The sequence below is a fragment of the Lewinella sp. 4G2 genome, assembly GCF_001625015.1.
Classification (GTDB): Bacteria; Bacteroidota; Bacteroidia; order Chitinophagales; family Saprospiraceae; genus Neolewinella.
Genome location: NZ_LVWJ02000014.1, coordinates 2,921,843 through 2,938,283 on the forward strand (window position 1 = coordinate 2,921,843; position 16,441 = coordinate 2,938,283).

At 56.0% G+C, this 16,441-nt stretch carries 16 protein-coding genes; 7 read left to right on the forward strand and 9 right to left on the reverse strand.

The annotated features are described in order from the left end of the window. The first annotated feature begins 8 nt into the window (after positions 1–8). The 3 genes from A3850_RS12165 to A3850_RS12175 are packed head-to-tail and all read left to right on the forward strand — an operon-like array spanning position 9 to position 3,328. Entirely contained in the window at positions 9–968 is a 960-nt protein-coding gene (locus A3850_RS12165) for a glycosyltransferase (RefSeq protein WP_068216866.1), read from the forward strand. A gap of 7 nt (positions 969–975) precedes the next feature. Next, positions 976–2,400, forward strand: coding sequence for an MBOAT family protein (locus A3850_RS12170; RefSeq protein WP_068216868.1), 1,425 nt, complete (start codon positions 976–978; stop codon positions 2,398–2,400). Between the two features lie 4 nt (positions 2,401–2,404). Next, positions 2,405–3,328, forward strand: a complete 924-nt coding sequence (locus A3850_RS12175; RefSeq protein ID WP_068216870.1) for a hypothetical protein — start codon at positions 2,405–2,407, stop codon at positions 3,326–3,328. A gap of 154 nt (positions 3,329–3,482) precedes the next feature. On the opposite strand, the gene A3850_RS12180 is transcribed toward A3850_RS12175, so the two are convergent. From A3850_RS12180 to A3850_RS12190, 3 genes are read right to left on the reverse strand one after another with little or no spacing between them, the layout of a single operon-like run. Continuing rightward, positions 3,483–4,109: a sulfotransferase family 2 domain-containing protein gene (locus A3850_RS12180; RefSeq protein WP_068216873.1), complete on the reverse strand. Its 627-nt coding sequence runs from the start codon at positions 4,107–4,109 to the stop codon at positions 3,483–3,485. Then, positions 4,106–4,942 (reverse strand): ABC transporter ATP-binding protein, encoded by an 837-nt coding sequence (locus tag A3850_RS12185; RefSeq protein WP_068216875.1) that lies wholly within the window; start codon positions 4,940–4,942, stop codon positions 4,106–4,108. The genes A3850_RS12180 and A3850_RS12185 overlap by 4 nt, the downstream gene beginning before the upstream one ends. After that, positions 4,942–5,793, reverse strand: a complete 852-nt coding sequence (locus A3850_RS12190; RefSeq protein WP_068216877.1) for an ABC transporter permease — start codon at positions 5,791–5,793, stop codon at positions 4,942–4,944. Before A3850_RS12190 ends, A3850_RS12185 begins: the two co-directional genes overlap by 1 nt. 151 nt (positions 5,794–5,944) lie before the next feature. On the opposite strand from A3850_RS12190, the gene A3850_RS12195 reads away from it, so the two are divergent. Next, complete coding sequence (locus tag A3850_RS12195) at positions 5,945–6,427, forward strand: hypothetical protein (RefSeq protein ID WP_068216879.1); 483 nt, start codon at positions 5,945–5,947, stop codon at positions 6,425–6,427. A 12-nt stretch (positions 6,428–6,439) separates the two neighbouring features. Here A3850_RS12195 and A3850_RS12200 read toward each other — a convergent pair whose 3' ends face one another. The 4 genes from A3850_RS12200 to A3850_RS12215 are packed head-to-tail and all read right to left on the reverse strand — an operon-like array spanning position 6,440 to position 11,692. Beyond that, positions 6,440–7,531 carry a glycosyltransferase family 4 protein gene (locus A3850_RS12200; RefSeq protein WP_068216881.1) on the reverse strand — a complete coding sequence of 364 codons (1,092 nt, stop codon included), beginning with the start codon at positions 7,529–7,531 and terminating at the stop codon, positions 6,440–6,442. Further along, on the reverse strand, positions 7,528–7,875 hold the full coding sequence (locus A3850_RS12205) for a DUF2304 domain-containing protein (protein ID WP_068216882.1): 348 nt from the start codon (positions 7,873–7,875) through the stop codon (positions 7,528–7,530). Before A3850_RS12205 ends, A3850_RS12200 begins: the two co-directional genes overlap by 4 nt. A gap of 53 nt (positions 7,876–7,928) precedes the next feature. Next, complete coding sequence (locus A3850_RS12210; RefSeq protein ID WP_068216884.1) at positions 7,929–8,618, reverse strand: glycosyltransferase family 2 protein; 690 nt, start codon at positions 8,616–8,618, stop codon at positions 7,929–7,931. Continuing rightward, a complete protein-coding gene (locus tag A3850_RS12215; protein WP_068216886.1) occupies positions 8,615–11,692 on the reverse strand; it encodes a hypothetical protein in 3,078 nt (1,025 codons plus the stop codon). Before A3850_RS12215 ends, A3850_RS12210 begins: the two co-directional genes overlap by 4 nt. 188 nt (positions 11,693–11,880) lie before the next feature. Between A3850_RS12215 and A3850_RS12220 the strand changes: the two genes are divergently transcribed. Continuing rightward, positions 11,881–13,365, forward strand: coding sequence for a xylulokinase (locus A3850_RS12220; RefSeq protein ID WP_068216888.1), 1,485 nt, complete (start codon positions 11,881–11,883; stop codon positions 13,363–13,365). 5 nt (positions 13,366–13,370) lie between these two features. Here the strand turns inward: A3850_RS12220 and A3850_RS12225 are convergent, their stop codons facing one another. Continuing rightward, on the reverse strand, positions 13,371–13,547 hold the full coding sequence (locus A3850_RS12225) for a hypothetical protein (RefSeq protein WP_157501103.1): 177 nt from the start codon (positions 13,545–13,547) through the stop codon (positions 13,371–13,373). 73 nt (positions 13,548–13,620) lie between these two features. Next, positions 13,621–14,391, reverse strand: coding sequence for an acetylglutamate kinase (argB, locus tag A3850_RS12230; protein WP_068216892.1), 771 nt, complete (start codon positions 14,389–14,391; stop codon positions 13,621–13,623). Between the two features lie 163 nt (positions 14,392–14,554). Here argB and A3850_RS12235 point away from each other — a divergent pair, with 163 nt between their 5' ends. After that, positions 14,555–15,742, forward strand: a complete 1,188-nt coding sequence (locus A3850_RS12235) for a hypothetical protein (RefSeq protein WP_068216894.1) — start codon at positions 14,555–14,557, stop codon at positions 15,740–15,742. A gap of 156 nt (positions 15,743–15,898) precedes the next feature. Then, the gene (locus tag A3850_RS12240; RefSeq protein ID WP_068216896.1) at positions 15,899–16,435 is read left to right on the forward strand and encodes an NUDIX hydrolase; all 537 of its coding nucleotides are present in this window, start codon (positions 15,899–15,901) and stop codon (positions 16,433–16,435) included. Positions 16,436–16,441: the final 6 nt, after the last annotated feature.

Consider the following 16,441-nt stretch of genomic DNA (forward strand, 5'->3'; position numbering starts at 1 on the left):
CTATCACTATGTCCGATACTGGTAACGCCTCCTCCGCGGTGGATCTCACGCAAGCATCCGAGCAGTTTGCCATCGTGACGGTGTGTACGCCGCCCTTTCTTCCGGGGACGGTCGTGATGCTCAAGTCCTTCCTCGAGACCAACCCCTGGTTCCGGGGCGACGTAGTGATCCTTACTGACAAGGTGACGGAGGAGCTGCGGGCCATTCTCACCGAGATCTATCCCGTCAAGTTTCGCCTGATTGGTCAGCGCATTCTCGATAACGCCGCCATCGTCCGGGAAGCGGTGACGGACAGGTTGATTCTGGAGGTTCGCTTTTTCGCGATGGAGCTCTTCGCCGTATCCGGTTACCGGAAGGTCCTCTACTTGGACAGCGACCTACTGATTACGCGGGACCTGACGGAATTCTGGTCTCACCCCGAACCCGTCGTTGGGGTAGGTGATGGCTTCCATTACCGCGACAAATTGCGGACGGGGCCGGATTACCTTCCCCACAAGTTGCGCTTCTGGCAAAAACGCTCCAATTACTGGAGTGGCCAGTTCAACGCCGGGGTTTTGTTGATCGACGATACGGTCACGACGCCCGAGCGGTACCAGGAGTTGGTCGACATGATCAACCCGGGCAACTTCAGCAATAAGATCCGCCGCTTCCACAACCAGAAGTTGCTGAATATCTACTTCTACCAGAAGGCAAAGCTCATCTCCGCCAAGTTCAATTACCGGCTCGGGATGGCGGAAGAGATCCTGCAAAAGGATGGCGTTCGCTTTGCGGATGCTCACATCATCCACTACACCGCCAAGCGGAAGCCCTGGATGGCCGAGCAATCCGCTGAACGTCTGGAAGCAGGTGGCGACTACCTGACCGCCTTCGAAATGTGGCAAACTTGTTGGCAAAGTCTTCCCCTGAGTCTACGCGAGCGAGTGGAAGCTGCTACGATGCCTTACGAACCCCACGCCCCCAAAACCTGACTGAGCCTTGAGTTTTAATACGCTCGAATTTGCGGTGTTCTTTGCGGTGTTCTTCGTCCTCTACTGGTTCGTGACGAATAAGCACCTGCGCGTCCAGAACGCCCTGATCGTCGTGGCGAGTTACATCTTTTACGGATGGTGGGATGAACGTTTTCTCGCCCTCATCGCCATCAGCAGCGCGGCGGATTACGCCATCGGCCTACAAATGGGGAAGTCGGAAAATGACCAGGTGCGGCTCCGCTACTTGTGGCTAAGTCTCGCGATTAACCTGGGAATTCTGGGCTTTTTCAAGTACTTCAACTTCTTCCTGGATAACCTCAACGGGGTCAGTTCGCTACTGGGCATGCGCCTGGACTGGCCGATGTTAAACATCATCCTGCCCGTCGGGATCAGCTTCTACACGTTGCAGACCCTTTCCTATACATTCGACGTTTACAAGCGCAAGATTGAACCTACGCGGGATGCCATTGCCTTCTTTGCCTACGTCAGCTTCTTCCCCCAACTCGTAGCGGGGCCGATCGAGCGGGCGACGCAGCTTTTACCCCAGTTCCACCGTACCCGGAAGTTCGATTACGCCGGCGCGGCTGATGGTGCTCGCCAAGTGGTCTGGGGACTGTTCATGAAGATGGTCATCGCCGATAATATCGGCCCCTACGTGGATGCCAATTACTTTAATCCGACGGACTTCAACCAGCAGACTATTTGGATCATGGCCTACCTCGGTGTCGTGCAGATGTACTGCGATTTTGCTGGCTACTCCAATATCGCCATCGGTCTGGCCCGCATTCTGGGCTTTGACCTGATGAAGAATTTTGATTACCCCCTCTTCGCCCGCAACATCTCCGAGTTCTGGCAGAAGTGGCACATCTCCCTCATCACCTGGCTGCGGGACTACGTCATCGTCTGGCTGAAGGGGATGTCCAAGTGGAAAGTCGCGCGCAACATCTTCGTGATCTTTTTCGTCGCGGGGCTCTGGCACGGTGCGGATTGGCGGTACATCATCTGGGGCGTGGGCAACGCCCTCTGGTTCATTCCCTTACTCATCGGGAAGCGGAAGAAATACCGCAAGCCGGTGGCTCACGGAAGAATTCTGCCCACCTTTTCCGAGCTACTCGCGATGTTCTGGGTCGTTACCCAGTTCACATTGGTGGGAATGATGTTCCGGGGCTTTTCCCTCTCCAGCAGTATGGGCGTTTACAAGCAGGCCGTCAATTTCTCGGCGATGGGGGTACCGGTGATCCCCGATTGGCGTTTTGTCTTCGTCATCGTTCTATTCGGCGTCGAATGGTGGCAACGTGAGCAGGACCACGGCATGGACTTCACCAAGCGCAATCTGCCCGGTTGGGCGCGGTGGGCATTCTACTTCGTCGTCATCTTCCTGACGCTCTTCTACGGCGGGCAGGCCAACGATTTTATCTACTTCCAATTCTAAGCGCATGCGTACCTGGCTCTGGAAAATGATCGTCACCATTGGTGTCATCCTCGCCGTTCTCTACGGTGTAGAGCGCTACGCCATCGCCCACGATAATAGCGGCTTCGGAAAACGCGTCGCTTGGTTTGGCGCTAACGCAGGTGCGGTGAAAGGACTGGTATTCGGACCGTCCCTCCTTGTACAGGCCATCGATCCAACTGGATTGGATGCCCCAACGGCCAGCCTGGCCCTCAGCGCAAGCGCTCCGGACGTTGATACCAAGCTACTGACCAAGGCCCTCAAACGCAGCAACCCCGACTTTATCCTTTTCGACCTGACCGTCGGTACGCTGGACCGGCGAAAACCCGTTAAATACTACGAGCAACGGAAACTCTACCAGTACATGGGCATCCCCTTCGAAGGAATGCAACTCAAAGATCGGTTCTTCACCAGCTACCCACTCTACCGCTATTTCTACCCTGACCCTCCGGAAAAGAACTACAACGAACGGGGATTCCCCACTTCCGTGAAAGAAAGCGAAGACTACTTCCGCCTCCTGGATTACGACCCAGAAAAGATCGCCGCGGAAAAGCGTTTGATGCGTAAAATGCGCAAGCAAGGCCTCTACAGTGACGCCGATAATGCCCTCAACCAACGCGACCTGAAAATGGTGATTGAACAGTGCCGGGAACGGGACATCAAATTCATCTTCCTGGCCCCTCCAAAGTATCGTCTCTTCAACGAAAATGTAGAGCCCCTACACCCGGGCCGCCGCCAGGCTTTTCTAGATGAAGTCGTCGATAACGAAACCGTTTTCTTCTGGGACTACGCCACCTTCGGCCAGGATGAGCCGGAGTACTTCCACAACATCAACCATACCAGCCCGCTGGGTGGCCAGGCCTTTACGGCGGAGTTGAATGAGCGCTTGAATGCGTTTTTGGCGGAGTAGTGGCTCCGGAGACCCGACCTCCGGTCGGGTTGCTTTGTGGGACTTTAGATTTTAGATTTTCGATTTTAGACGCAGGGTATTGTAGTTCGTGGCCCTCCCGACATCAAGTCGTGTTGTTTACATCAACTGACCCCGACCAGAGGTCGGGGCTCCATCACCAATTCGCGGGGAAACTATACCCCCACTCAGTAAAAATCCGCCCAAAATAAGCCTTCGCCTGCCCTCGAATAGCCGGCGTATAGTAGCTCAAAAAGTCCTTCTCTTTCCCCTCCGTTCGGTTAAAGACCGGAATGTTGTGCGCCGGCCATCCGCGTTGATTACAGAGCTGGTTGTAATCTTCCGTCAGTGTCTCGTAGCGTAGGACGTGATCAACTTTTGCTAGGGTTTCTTGGTGACGCGGCACCTGGTACTCACCCCGGTGAAATTCAGCGAAGTAGGTTGCAAAGTCAGCGTCATTCTCTACGATGAACCGGTACTCCGCCATCGCACGTGGTGCGATTGGCCGGCCACTTTTAAAGGTGCCGCGGCTGAACCGTCCGTTATGGTCCGATTTCTTTTTGAAATAAGCGCTCACCACGGAATCCATGGGGTTGCGGACGGTAGCGAAGGTGAAATAGTTACGCACGGAGCGATTGGCAGCTTTCATGAATTCCGCGTAGCTCAAGTGCATCGGTTTGATCTCCTCCCCATCAAGGTGTTCGATCATTGCTTTGGAGATGGCTTTGCTGGCCGTCCGAGGCACGGCGAAGAAGCAGGTCCGGTGGGCGTGGCTGACGATCATAGCTCGTAGTTGCGGATCTTCTCAATCTTGGCGGCCTGCTTCTGCGGGTCCAAATCACTGTAGCAGTTACGGATGTAGAAATCCAGCCCGGCGGGTACGTCCTCCGTCCGGTGGATGATGCGGCCCTTTTCCATTACGATCAGGCGGTCGGCTACCTTCAGCACCTTCCCGATCTGATTGGATACGAAAATGACGGCTTTGCCCGGTTGCTCCACGAAACTCCGGAGGTTATCCAGGCACTTTGCTTTGAATGCGGAATCGCCGACGGCAAGGGACTCATCAATAATGAAGACGTCCGGATCCGTTGCCATCGCAATGGAGTAGGAGAGGCGGGCCTTCATTCCGGAGGAGTAGTTGCCAAAGGGTCGGTCGATGCGGTCGCCCAATTCCGAGAAGGACTCAATGAAAGAGATCTTAGCGTCGATCTGTTCTTTGGTCATTCCGTACATGGCGCCCTTGATGTACACGTTTTCGCGGCCGCTGAACATCGCCTGCATCCCCGCGCTGAGGGCAAATATGGCCGTGATGTCCAGATCGGGGCGTCCCCGGACGACGCCGGTATCCGGTTCGTAGATGCCGGAGATCATCCGCATCAGTGTTGTCTTTCCGGAGCCATTTACCCCAACTACGGCCAGGATCTCTCCCGTGCGCAGTTCCAGGTCGATCTTGTGAAGGCCGAAAAATTCTCCTTTCCGCAATTGGCCACGGTCAGTCTTCAACCCAATGATCTGCCGCCCCAGGTCAGACATCCCGTAGAGCATGCTCCGGCGCACTTCCTTGGTGAAGCGTTTGCTCAACCCTTCTACCTTCAGCAATGTCGGTTGGTCAGTCATCAGTTGGCGATTAGTCTTTCCCGGACGCGGGGTTCCGCGAGGCGGAAGAAGCGGAGGGCGAACAGGAAGAATAACAGGGAAGCTAGCGCGCAGATGGCAAATAAGCCCGGCCGGTAAAAGGTGCCCGAGGTGAGTAGCTCCCGGGGGAAGCTGATCAAGTAAGTAAGCGGATTTATGTCAATGATGAAGGAGAGCCCCCCCACTTCCAGCTTCGGTGAATAAACGACCGGGGAAAGGAACATCAGTAATCGAATGCCCTCATCGGCCAGCTTGCTAAGGTCCATCGCCACGATCTTAAGGAGGGAGGCAATCAAGCCAATAGCTGCGGCAAGTAACAGCAGGGGGATTAGAGCAAAAGGAAATAGCAAGGCCGCCCAGGTGAACTTCACCCCGAAGAGGAGCAACACTATGATGTTGAGCCCAAAAGGAATAGCGAACCGAATCAGGTGGACGATCAGCGCGGAAACCACAAAGGTCTGCGGTGGAAAGGGCGTCATCAACAACAGCCGGCCATTCGATTCCAGAATTTTGGCGCAGGCCTTGTAGAGTTCAGAAAAGAAGCCCCAGATAGAAGTACTCAGTAGGACGTAGGCGGGGTAGGGGATGTCCATCTGCCCGGGCTCCAGCACGCCGGCGCGATTGAGTAGGATCCAGATCACCACGGAGACCAGGGGCATCAGGATGAGCCAGGTCAAGCCTAGAAAGGAACGGCGATATTCTGTGACCAGATCGATCCGTACCAGCTGGCGCACTAAGTAGCGGTAGTCGCTTACGCCATCCCGTTTACGATCAATCCGGCCCACGGCAGCGTGAAGGATGGCGTGGTCGGACTTGGAGGATGGGTGGGACAAATTCTGGCGCTGAATGGTGGGGCGAAGTTACAAGATTACCACAAGCCTGCGCGTTTCGTATTTTTGCGGCCCCGAAGGAAAGCTGGCCGCTAGGTTGAGCCCTCTGGGTACTTAACTAAAATACCGCTCCCGAAGCGTTTAAGACCATACCATGAAAAGCATCTACTTCTTCTTCGCCATTGCTTTGCTGGCTTCCACCGTCTCTTGCGACCGCACCGCCGCCGTCCAGGAAGCCAAAGAGGATAACGCAGAACTGGTCCCTACCACCACCGCCGGAGAAACACCAACGACCGCACAGGATGGCGTCAAAACCGACGATGAGAACACCCTCGAGCTGAAGAAAGTGGAAGTGTCCACCAGCCCACTGAAAGACCTGTCTGAAGCCGAACGTAACACCAAACTCATTGAAGCCACCGACGACGGGGTAGCCTCACAGGCCATCGCTTTCATGGAATCCCGCGTCACCCTCACGGCTACCCAAAAGGAGCAAATCGTTGCTTTCGCGGATGAGCTCAACCTCTCCGATAAAAACGCCGGTAGCCGCCGCGCCGCACTGAAGACGATGCGCAAGAAGATCAAAAATGAGATCCTTACGCCGGACCAACTCCGCCAGTTCAAGGCCAGCCGCCGGTAGCATCGCGCTGCCTCAGGCAGTGATCTCCGCGTAAAATTCCAAGTACTGGTCAATCGACTCCCGCAATGGGAAGCGTTTTAGTGGGGTCTCATCCCATTCGCTCCGGTACGCTCTAGTCAAACATTGTACCAGTGCCGGTACGCTCATCTCCTGCATTGTCAGGTGCGGACCGCTTACGGTTTCCACCAGTGCTCCTCGCCCGGAAGAAATGATGGGAATCCCCGCCGCTGCCGTCTCTGCGGCGACGAAGCAAAAGCCTTCGCTGTAAGAGGTGATCAGGACGCAGGAGGAAGTGTTGACCGCCGACCGTAATTCGGCCTCCGGTAATTCGTGGAGCAACTCCACGTATTCACCAATACCCTCGTGGTCAATCATCGCGAGGATGTTACGGTACATCCCTGCCGGTCCTTTCGGGATGATCAGTCGCAACTTCGATTTAGGATACGTTTTGCGGAACTCAGCGGCGGCGGGAATGATCAGGTCCAGTCCTTTACTGACGCCCAGCCTTCCGAAATAGGTGTAGGTGAATAGGTCCGGAGCTTGAAGCTCACTCCCTTCGTACCGCGTGTAGTCCAGGCCGTTGTAGATCCGTCTTACGCGGTCACTTGCCACTCCACCCCGCACCAGCGCCAGCGCCGTAAAATTGGAAACGGCTACGTAGTTATCGAAGGGTAGGGCGAGGATAAAGCGCTCGTAAGCGCGGTAGACCCAGGCCGCAGTGGAAGACAGAAAGGGTAACTTGTTCCAGAGCGCGCCCCAGTACTCGTGAAAGGTGATGACGGTCTTCGTGCCCCGAAATTTGGCGCCCACCCAGGCGGGGAAAGCAGCGTTGTAGGTGGTGGTGTGCACGAGGTCCGCCCAACCGGCCCATTTGATTACGGCGGGCAGCGCCAGTGCGGAAAAAAGGAATCGGTTGCGGCAGTTGATGCGCTCGACGATAACTCCGTTCAGTGCTTCTTCAGCGGGGAGATCCGGCCGGTAGCGGGTGGTGATAACGCGGATTTCGTGGCCATTTTGAGCAAGTGATTCGCAGAGCGTAGTGAAGAGCGTTTCGGCGCCGCCAATGTAGGGATGGTAGTGCTCGAGGACAAAGAGGAGCTTCATTCTCCCTCCTTTTCCGCTTCCAGCAGGGCAATCTTGCGGGCTAATTCCGTGACCTGCCGGCGGTTGAGCCGCATCTCATTGTAAAGCCGGAAAATGAGGTAAAGCAGGACGCCAATGCTCAAAAAGATGATGGCGTTAACGTTATCCTTAATGCCAAAGAGCCGGCCGACGAACTTACTGATCCGGTCGGGCCAGATGGCGATGGCCGCTACGCCCAACCAAAAGCCGATGGTGAGGATCATCTCCCCCAAACTCACCCGCCCCTTTCCGTAACGGACGACGATCACGGCCATGAACAGCAGCGTGAGCAGCGGGACGATGATTTGAAAGACACGTAATTCCATACGGCGAGAACGGTGGTTGCGGTCGCTAAGGTACGGCGCACGCGGAACTGCGATCAGGCCCGGAAAAAGAGGTTCCACAGAAAGTGGATGGCCGTCGTAAAGCCCATCGGCAGGTCCTGCCCCTTGCTCTGCGAGTAATCCGTGTACAGGACCGAGATCGGAGTTTCCCGCAAATCCAGCCCACTCGCTTCTGCCTGGTGGATCATCTCGCTGCAAAACCCGAAGCCGTCAATACGCAATTCCAGTTGCCGAATCGCACGGTGGTTCAGTAGTCGTAGACCAGACTGGGTATCCGTGTAGTTTTGCTTGCAGAACAGATTAGTCATCTGGTTTCCGATGGCATTAAAAATGCGGCGCGAACGCGGGATGCCGGGCGATGGATCCAGGAAGCGGCTACCAATGACCAGGTCGCAATCCGTTTCGGACATCTTCTCGCAAAGACGAGCCACGTCGCTGATGACGTGTTGCCCGTCGGCGTCCATGAAAAGGATGTACTTCCAGCCGCGTAACCTGGCCAATTCGATCGCCGTCTGCACGGCCGCCCCCGCCCCCCGGTTGATGGGGTGGCTGATGGTGTAGGCCCCGGCCATGCGGGCTACTTCCGCGGTGCCGTCACTACTCCCATCGTCGACGACGGCCACGTTGGGGTACCCGGCGTCCAGCAGGTTACGGATCACTTCACCCAAAACGCTGGCTTCGTTGTAGGCTGGCAAACAGACGTATAGGTCGCTCGGGTGAATCATTTGATCTCCATTAGAATAACGCTGCCCTTAAAGACGGTTTTACCCTTGATTCTGCGCCGGGCGTTGGCCCGTTTGCCATCCGGAAGCATAATGACGGGAGCTTTGGGATCGGCAACGTAGTTGTCCGTACTGACCAGTTTTAATTTTTTGGTGGAGAAAATGGCCCGCGCCAAACTGAGGAATTTCTTCTTCAGCGTCTGTTCCGGCGTCCGGTCGACGGCGCCCAGGTTGAGATCGAAGAGTACGTACTTGTACCCTTGCGCCTTAAGCATGTCAAAGAACTTCTCCTCCTCGCCCGGACGGAGGCGGGAGGCAATCTCATCATACCGCGTCAGGACCGGATCGCTAAATACCCGCCGGTCGTTCTGCTTGATGAAGTGGCCCAGCTGGGTAGCTACCCGGTAGATCTTATCGTCCATATCCGCATTTAGTGCATCCAGAATCTCGTTGGAGGCGGGATTGAAAGCCGCCTGCACCTTCCGCTCGTTCATGTCCGATGAGGTTGCCATTTCTACGAAGGGATAGCGGAACAGCCCGGCCGGATCTCCCTCACTTTCAAACGGCGAGGTAAAGTACAGCGCTCCCTGAACGAAAATGGTCAGACCAATCACTACGCTACCGAATACGCTGGTGAAGCGCGCCAAACCAGGACCGAGGAACCGGTCCGGTCGGTCGAAGAACCAAACCAGGAAGACCGGTGCAAGCACAAAAAGCGGCATCGCATACCATATGACGCCGTTGCCCATGATCCAGAAGAGGATGGCGTAGATGGAGAGAAAGGCACCGAACTGGCGGAAGCGTACCGGCAAGCTGGCCAGCCGCCGCTTCGCCCCCAGCGTCAGCAACAGGCCAACACCGAGAATAGAAGTGAATACGGCAGAGAGCGGCAATTCCCCCAAAGATTTAAAGGTGCCAGAAAGAGCCGCGGAAAGATTGAGCAGTGGCGTTGTAGCCGCCCGAACTATCCCGCGCATCGATCCCGGAACCTGGGTAGTAATGAACCGCTTCTCCATATCCACCCAAATGGCTTTTTGGAGGATCTCCCCGTCGCGTTCGTACAGGCTGTAGAGCACGGCGGCCAGGTAAATGAGAATGGGAACGAGTAAAGCCAACTTGGCCCACTTGATTGATCCGCCCGGAGCAATCAGCAGGATAATGGGCAGTAGGAGTAAGCCCAGCCAGCCAATGTCTACCAGCCGAGAACTCAGGTTGCTATTTACCGTCATGTCGTACGGTAAACTGAAGTAACGCCAGAACGGAGCCTCGTAACCGAGGTAGCGTTGGACGTCCTCTCGCGCTCCCTGGTTGATCTCGAAGCTGCTGGCTTCTTCCGCAGGTGCTTCAGCAGCGGGCTGCTGGTCGTACTCCGCAAATTGGAAGGTGGGTTGCTCTACGCTCGGCGATTGATGAGTAAAGTAGAATTCAGGAGTACCCCAGTTATCCAGGAAGGAAAGTTGGTGGATGTAATCGAGCGAAGGCGCTACCGACTCCCCCTGGATAAGGTGATTGACGGAGACGCTGCCATTTTCAGCCACGTTCTTAATTCCCCAGGGTGCAAAGGTCAGCAGGAAGGACGCGGTAAAGAGCCCAATCCCTTTCGCTAGACCAATCCCCGCGGTAATATTCTTTCTGAAAGCGTAGGCAATAAAAGCCAAACCCAGTACCAGAGTAGCCCCGCCAAATGCTAATGACTCTGCCCGTGGCATGGAAATGTAGCCCAGTCGATACACCCCCGTGAAGAAGAGGAAGCCAACGCTACCGAGCACGGAACCCAAGAATGCGATCTTCCCCGCCCGCTGGTACAACCAGTAGCCGCCGAGGGCCAGCACGAAAATGATCGCGGTGTACTTAATGGTGAAGGCAAACCCCACGAGCAGCCCAAGCAACAGCCAAACGTAGTTGTCGGAACTCTGTGCGTGAGTGGATGGGCCAGTCTCGATTTCCTGCGCTTCCTGGACAGTCGTAGCGTCGCTTGCTACCATCACATTGAATGGATTGGTTAGCACAGTCGCTAAGTAGAAAGCAGCAAGACTGATGAAGGTGAAGGCCAGATCCACCTTTTCATCCACCAAGCTGTGGAACACGAAAAAGGGTGCAATCAACACCAGGAGGCAGGCGAGCAGGGCACCGGATTCTGACAAGTAGATGCGAGCTACCCGGTACAGCATCAGTAGGCAAAGCACATTCATGAGGTGGCTGAGCAGAATGCCCATCGTCAGGCTACCGAAGAGGATGTCGCCTACGCCCATCATCACCGACCAGGCGAAAGCTTGGCCACCGTAGGGGAGGCCACCGCTGTCGGCCGTCAGCATCGCCGTATTCAGGTAAAGGGCCGCACCGTCGAAACCTACCGGGAAGGTTTTAAAGGCGCCCACGAAGGTCACGCCCAGAATGGCAACCAGTGCTACCAGTACGGCGGGCACCCAGGCTCTGCTGATGGTAATTTTCTTCTTCGTCCAGAGGGTATTGATGAGAAACCCAAGTACGGATTTGTAGCCAATTCCGATACCTACGGCAATCACGATCCAGCAAACGATGGGAATCAACAGATTGGTTAAACCAATGATTGCAAATAGAATGCCCAGTACGCTGATTCCCAGCGCAATGGAAATGAGGTTGAAACTGGATTTTAACCGTTCCCGGTAGCGGGATAGCAGCACGCTCCCAATGCCAAAAGCCGAAGTGGCCAGGATAAATAGACCCGCCACGTGGTAGGTGCCGTAAGCCGTGAAGTAGAATAAACGCTGGGATAATCCAGTTTGCGGAAGGCGCTCCGCCAATGAAAAGGCCGCAATGGAGCAGAGGGCAGTCAGCAGTACCAATCCGTAAACACTGATGCCCCGAAAGGAAATTTGAAAAGCTTGCCCCTCCGTCTTGCTCAATTTACGGTGAGCCAGAAAAGAAGCGACACCGCCCAATACAACGTAGGTACCCACAAGACCGGCGTAAGGGAAGGCGAGAAAGTCCTTGAGCATCCGTCCGTGGAAGCCGAGGTAATCCAACAACAGGTAGATCGTCCAGATAATGACGGCGGCAATACTGAGGTAGTGGGGTGTCCGTAAGGTTGTCGGCATAGAAAGGGGCAGAATACGAGTCCGCTAAGGTAAGTACTCGGCCGCATCACTTGGCTCCAAGCTTGCTTGACGGTAACACTTTGCCCCCGAGGTTCAGCGCTGAACTTTCCCTTTCCTCTTTTTTGAAACGCGCAAACGTTTGCGTCAGGCACCTTTGGCTATCTTGGGCGCCACTTAAAAAATCACCTATGTACACGATCGGCTACGACCTCGGTTCTTCCTCTATCAAAGCGGCGCTCGTCGAAGCGGCCACCGGCAAAGTCCTGGCGCGCGTTACCGCTCCGGATACCGAAATGGGAATGGACGCTCCCCAACCCGGTTGGGCGGAGCAGAACCCTGAGGACTGGTATAAGTACGTCGGTGAAGCCACCCGAAAGGTCCTGGAAGTCTCCGGTGCTAAGGCCGAGGACGTCAAAGCCGTCGGCATCGGCTACCAAATGCACGGCCTCGTCCTGGTTGATGATAAGCACGCCGTGATCCGCCCCAGCATCATCTGGTGTGACGGCCGGGCAGTAGCCACCGGCGACCAGGCATTTCAGGGAATTGGGGAGGAAAAATGCCTCAGCCACCACCTCAACAGCCCGGGCAACTTCACCGCCAGCAAGCTCAAATGGGTGGCCGAGAACGAACCCGAGAACTACGCCCGCATCAAGTACGCCATGCTTCCGGGCGATTACGTTGCCCTCCGCATGACGGGCGAGGCGACCACTACCGTTACCGGATTGAGCGAAGGTGTCCTGTGGGATTTCGCCGAAAACACGCCCGCCAATCTCGTCCTGCGGGAAATGAACCTGAACGCTAGTTTGCTGCCAAAGCGCGTCCCAGCCGTCGGCCAACAGGGCGTCCTCACCGCTGAAGCTGCCGCTGAACTCGGGCTCGCGGTCGGTACCGTCGTCGGTTACCGGGCTGGCGACCAACCCAATAATGCCCTTTCCCTCAATGTCCTCGCGCCAGGAGAAGTCGCCGCTACGGGCGGCACTTCCGGCGTAGTCTATGGCGTGAGTGATCAACTGGCCTTCGACCCCGACCAGCGAGTCAACTCCTTCGCCCACGTTAACCACATCGGCGATACGCCGCGGATCGGCATTCTGCTCTGTATCAACGGCAGCGGAATCCTTCACCGTTGGGTGAAGAACCTACTGGGTGGTGAAACCCTATCCTACGGCGAAATGGAAGCCATGGCCGCCAGCGTTCCTCAGGGATCCGACGGCCTGCACTTCCTACCCTTCGGCAACGGACCGGAGCGAATGCTCAACAACAAGAATATCGGCGCCCACCTACTGGGGCTCGACCTCAACCGCCACGACCGCAACCACGTCGTCCGGGCCGGATTGGAGGGCATCGCCTTCTCCTTCGTCTACGGGATGAAGATCATGGAAAGCCTTGGTGTTGACCTTAGTACCATCCGGGTGGGGAACGATAATCTCTTCCAGAGCAAGGTTTTTGCAACAACGATCGCCACGCTCACCGGGGCGACCATCGAGGTACACAATACAACCGGAGCCGTTGGGGCCGCCCTCGCCGCCGGTGCGGCCGTAGGTCTGGCCGATTCCCTTGAGACGGCCGTAGGGAAACAAGAAGTATTAGAGCGCATCACGCCCGGTGCGGGTAAAGAAGCACTGACGGAAGCCTACGAAGTTTGGGCGGCCAGTCTCGCCGAGAAGCTGGCCTAGACTGGTCATTCTTCTTTAGATTTCTTCTCCTCGAAGAAAGAAATGGCCATCGAAGCAATCACGAAAACCATGGCGAGGGCGCTCAACCAAGCGCCACTCTCACCGGTCTGGTAGTAGATCACGGCCTGGGCGACGATGATGGCCGTAGCGACGGTAATGAGGATGATTCTAGTGCGGGTCATTTTGGTTTCGCGGATTTGGGGAATGGTGGAGGCGATTGCATCTAGGCTGCCGATCATTCACTAAACTGCTAAATCAGCCCACCAGTTTGGTTCCACCCCGGCCTTCCAGTCCCGGTAGATCCGAGATCACCACTTCCGCTACTCCGCGATTAATCGCATCAAATGCGTTGTCGAGTTTGGGGATCATTCCCCCGGCGATCACGCCGTCGGCCTTCAGTTGCGCGTAGGTGGCCTGGTCAATGGGGGAGATGACGGAGGTTTTGTCATTGATGTCCCGCAGTACTCCGGGTAATTCGAAGCAGTAGCGAAGGGAAACGGTGTGGCCAGCGGCCGCCATGGCTTTCGCTACTTCGTTGGCAATGGTGTCGGCATTCGTATTTAAAAGTTGACCCTTCTGGTCGTGGGTGATGGGGCATACCACGGGGCGGAGATCAAGTTTCAAAAGACCTTCCAAAAGGTCGGCACTCGCTCCTTGCACGTCACCCGCGAAGCCGTAGTCGATCTCTCCGACTGGCCGTTTGCTCGCCTTAATAATGTTGCCATCGGCACCACTCAGGCCAATGGCGTTAGTACCCCGTGCCTGTAATTGGGCCACTACGTTCTTATTGATCAGCCCCGCGTAGACCATCGTTACGATCTCCAGGGTGGGGGCATCCGTAATTCTTCTACCACCAACCATCTTTGGTTCGCGGCCCATTTCGGCAATCACTTCGCTCGCTTTCCGGCCGCCGCCGTGCACGAGGATCGCCGGTTCTTGCAGGCTCGCAAAGTAGTCCAACGCTCGGTGCAATATCGGTTCGTCGTTGAGGACGTTGCCGCCAATTTTAAGAATAGTCAGATTCATAATCTGGGCGCTGCCGCAGGTGCGGGGAAGATGGGCGAATAATCAGAATTGACTTTAAATGTAACGGACCGCGCCTTAACACTTCTTAATTTCCCTTAGCTTTTTCGTAGGCAAATCCGTTCGTTAAGGCCCGTATGTTTGAAGGGTACTAAAGACGTTAGCTATGACACACGCCAAGTTATTCGCCGCCCTATTCTTCTTACTTGCCTTTACCCTGACTTCCTGTAAGTCCGTCGATACCCTGGTGGAAGACGGGAACTACGAGCGGGCCATCCGCATCGCCCAGAACCGACTCACCGGTAAGCAAAAGAAGAACCCCAAGTACGTCGCCGCCCTCGAAGATGCCGTGAACCGTTCCATCGTCCGGGATATGCAGGCCGCCGCCTACCTCGCCAGCTCCGGTACGCCGGACTGGGGGCGCATCCACGGCATTTACGTTGACATCGATAATCGCCAGCGCGCGCTCCAGCCGTTGCTGCCCCTGACGGATAAGAATGGTCGCGCCGCCAACTTCAACTTTGTCGACCTGGGGCCACTACTCGCCAACGCCGAGAATAAAGCCGCCGACCAAGCCTACACTAACGGACTGGAAGCACTCGCCCTGGGCCGTACTGGAGACAAAGCCGCCGCCCGCGCCGCCTACAATGACTTCCTGATCGTCGGGGATTTCAAAGATAACTACCTCGATACGGACGCCCTGATGGCGGAGGCCCGGGAACTCGGAAAGGTCTGGATCTACGTAGCAACCGTCAACGAATCCGGAAGCTTCCTGCCCCGTGGCTTCGAAGAAGAGTTGCTCCGCCTGGAAAGCAATAATATCGACTCGGAGTGGAGATTTTACGACTTCACGCCACGCCCCGAGGTCCAGTACGATTACGACGCCCAAATTGTCATCCGCGACATCCGGGTCAGCCCCGAACGCATCACGGAGCGGGTTTACACGGACGAGCGCAACATCACCGACGGAACCGAGTACGTCCTGGACGCAAACGGAAACGTTGCCAAGGATACCCTCGGTAACGACATCACCCGCCCCCGCCAGATCACCGTCCGTGCCGAAGTGGTCGAAGTCCTGCAAGAAAAGACGGCCGAAGTACGCGGAAGCCTCGTTCTCTACGACAACGACCTTAACCGGATTGTCCAGGAAGATGCCATCACGGCCGAAGCGTTCTTCCGCAACTACGCCAGTACCTACCGCGGCGATCGCCGGGCCCTGAGCCGGGATACCCGTCGGTACATCGGTAGCCGGGCCCGCCCCTTCCCGACGGACGAGGACCTCATCCTTACCGCCGCCGATGAATTGAAGCCTCGGCTGCAAACGCTGCTCTCGCGGAGTTACCAGACCAGGTAAGTCCACAGCCGGAATAGCGATAGATATTGCTTCGCGCTGATGGATGGTCTGCATGACCTTCAGCAAGCCTTCATGAAAGGGGAATGGTAGTTTTCATACTACCGTTCCCCTTTCTAACTGTCCTTGCTAAACACTGGCAACCTATCTTGGCCAGCAATGAAATTTTGCCCCAATTGCGGTTCCGATAGACTTGAAAAGCGTATTCCCGCCGGCGATAACCGGCCCCGGCTGGTGTGCCTCAATTGCAAAACCATCCACTACAGCAACCCCAAGGTCGTGGCGGGGTGCCTTCCGGTTTGGGAGGATAAGGTGCTACTCTGCCGCCGGGCCATCGAACCCTGCTATGGATTGTGGAACATCCCCAGCGGCTACCTGGAAAACGGAGAGACAGTAGAAATGGGCGCGGAAAGGGAAGTCCACGAAGAGGCGGCCGCCAAGGTCAGGATCACCTATCTCATCTCCATGTACAGCCTCCCCAAGATCAATCAGATCTACCTGCAATTCGTCGGTGAGCTCATCAACGGAGCATACGGGGTAGGGGAGGAATCCCTGGAATCCAAGCTATTCACCGAAGCGGAAATTCCGTGGGAAGAGATGGCCTTTACCTCCTCCACCTTTGCGCTTCGACGGTACTTCGAGGATCGTAAGGCCGGCCTGCAACGGCTGCATAGAGGTGAATATCCCATGCTGTAGGCGCAG